Here is a 1,817-nt window from a genome sequence, read left to right on the forward strand (position 1 = left end):
ATCAGCGACTCGATCGCCGTGACCGACAGGGTGTTGCCCGAGCTGCCCAGCGTGACGATGTCGGTGCCGGCGTTGCCGAACAGGGTTTCAAGCAGCGACACCGTCAGGGTGTTGCCAACGCTGCCCAACGAGATCACGTCGGTGCCGGCGTTGCCGATCAGGCTCTCCAGGGCCGACACCGCCATGGTGTTGCCGACGCTGCCCAGCGTGATCACGTCGGTGCCGACGCCGCCGGCCAGGGTCTCCAGGGCCGCCACGAGCAGCGTGCTGCCCGCGGAGCCGATGGTGATGGCGTCGGTGCCGACGCCGCCGGCCAGGCGCTCGAGAAGCGACACGGTCATGGTGCCGCCGGTGGTGCCCAGCGTCACGACGTCGGTGCCGACGCCGCCCGTCACGCTCTCAAGGAGCGACACGGTGAGCGTGCTGCCGGAGCTGCCGAGGGTCACCAGGTCGGTGCCGGCGCTACCGGTCAAGGATTCGAGGAGGGAAACAAGAAGAGTGCCGCCGGAGGTGCCGACGGTGACGACGTCGGTGCCGACATTGCCGACCAACGTCTCCAGCAGATTGACGGTGAGCGTGTAGCCGGTCGTGTTGAGGACCGCGAATTCGGACCCGGTGGATGCGACAATGCTTGAATAAGCGTCAGAAGTGCCAAACGTATAAGCCCCGCCTGCGGTCAAAGTGAGGGTCGTCATCGATTTTTTCCCCTATTCGTCAGATGAATGTTTCGTTTGAAGGCTTCAGGCAGACTCACGGCGAAGGCAGAGAGGTACCCCTCTCCGACCAACTCCCTATCTATCGGAAGCGGTAAAGGGGAGCAACGCAAAAAAGTTGAGCGGGCAGCGGCGAGGAGTGGGTGGCGACACCCGCGCAACACCGGATCCCGGCCGGATTGCAGGGGGGCGGATCCGGGCCGGCGGGGGCGGATCCGGGCCCTGGCCCGAAAAAGGTCACGGCCCTGCCGGTTGCGTTGTCCGCCCCCATCGCCCATGGGTCCGCACGCTGTCCCTGGACTTGGGCGCCCGCGCCCGCTATCCGTGCGGCCACGGCCGGACGGCGCCGGATCCGCCGGCGACCGGCGGCCGAATCGTGACGGGAAGCGTCGATATGCCGATCCTGGCGCCCGTGTCCTGGGGCGAACTGCTGGACAAGATCACCATTCTCGAGATCAAGGACCGCCGCATCGCCGATGCCGCCAAGCGGGCCAACGTGCGACGCGAGCTGGACGCGCTGAACGCCGAGGTCGCCCGGCACGGCGCCCTGCCCGAGGGAAGCGCCGCGATGATGGACGAACTGCGCGCCGTCAACGAGGCGTTGTGGGACATCGAGGACGAGATCCGCGACTGCGAGCGGCGGCAGGATTTCGGCCAGCGCTTCGTGGAGCTGGCGCGCGGCGTGTACCATGCCAACGACCGCCGCGCCGCGGTGAAGCGCCGGCTCAACGACCTGCTCGGCTCCGAGCTGGTCGAGGAAAAGTCCTACCAGCCTTATTGATCCCCGCGCCCGGCCCCTGGCGGCCACCGGCGCCCTCTTCCGAATCCGGATCTCCCGACCATGCCCGCGCCGACGCCTCCCACCCCGCCCGCTCCTTTCCGCCGCCGGGCCCGCCGCCGGGCCACCGGCCGATGAGTGCCGCCGAGGCGCTCCGGGCGGCGCTCGACCTGTGCCGGGAGGATGGTGGCGCGGTGGAGGCGGTGCGGCGCTGGCGCCACCTCGCCGCCGGACCGGAGGCCGCCGCGGAGCCGGCGCTCGCCGGCCGGCTGGCCGCCACGCTGGGCGACGCGGCCGGAGCCGCCCTCTGGCTGGACCGGGCGGCG

3 protein-coding genes are annotated in these 1,817 nt (G+C 69.9%); 2 read left to right on the forward strand and 1 reads right to left on the reverse strand.

Annotation, left to right across the window (positions count from 1 at the left end; genetic code table 11):
* Positions 1–695 (reverse strand): hypothetical protein (locus tag HL658_RS36315; protein ID WP_180287750.1); only part of this gene is annotated, 695 nt, incomplete at its 3' end.
* Between the two features lie 412 nt (positions 696–1,107).
* Here HL658_RS36315 and HL658_RS36320 point away from each other — a divergent pair.
* Together HL658_RS36320 and HL658_RS36325 are read left to right on the forward strand one after the other, a co-directional pair.
* Positions 1,108–1,494 (forward strand): DUF6165 family protein, encoded by a 387-nt coding sequence (locus HL658_RS36320; protein ID WP_180286963.1) that lies wholly within the window; start codon positions 1,108–1,110, stop codon positions 1,492–1,494.
* Between the two features lie 131 nt (positions 1,495–1,625).
* A partial coding sequence (locus tag HL658_RS36325; protein WP_180287751.1) for a hypothetical protein occupies positions 1,626–1,817 on the forward strand: 192 nt, incomplete at its 3' end.

Source organism: Azospirillum oleiclasticum, from assembly GCF_013423485.1.
GTDB classification, from domain to species: Bacteria; Pseudomonadota; Alphaproteobacteria; order Azospirillales; family Azospirillaceae; genus Azospirillum; species Azospirillum oleiclasticum.

Coding starts and splice junctions, on each gene's coding strand:
- HL658_RS36320 (WP_180286963.1), top strand. CDS start 1,108: ATGCCGATCCTGGCGCCCGTGTCCTGGGGCGAACTGCTGGACAAGATC.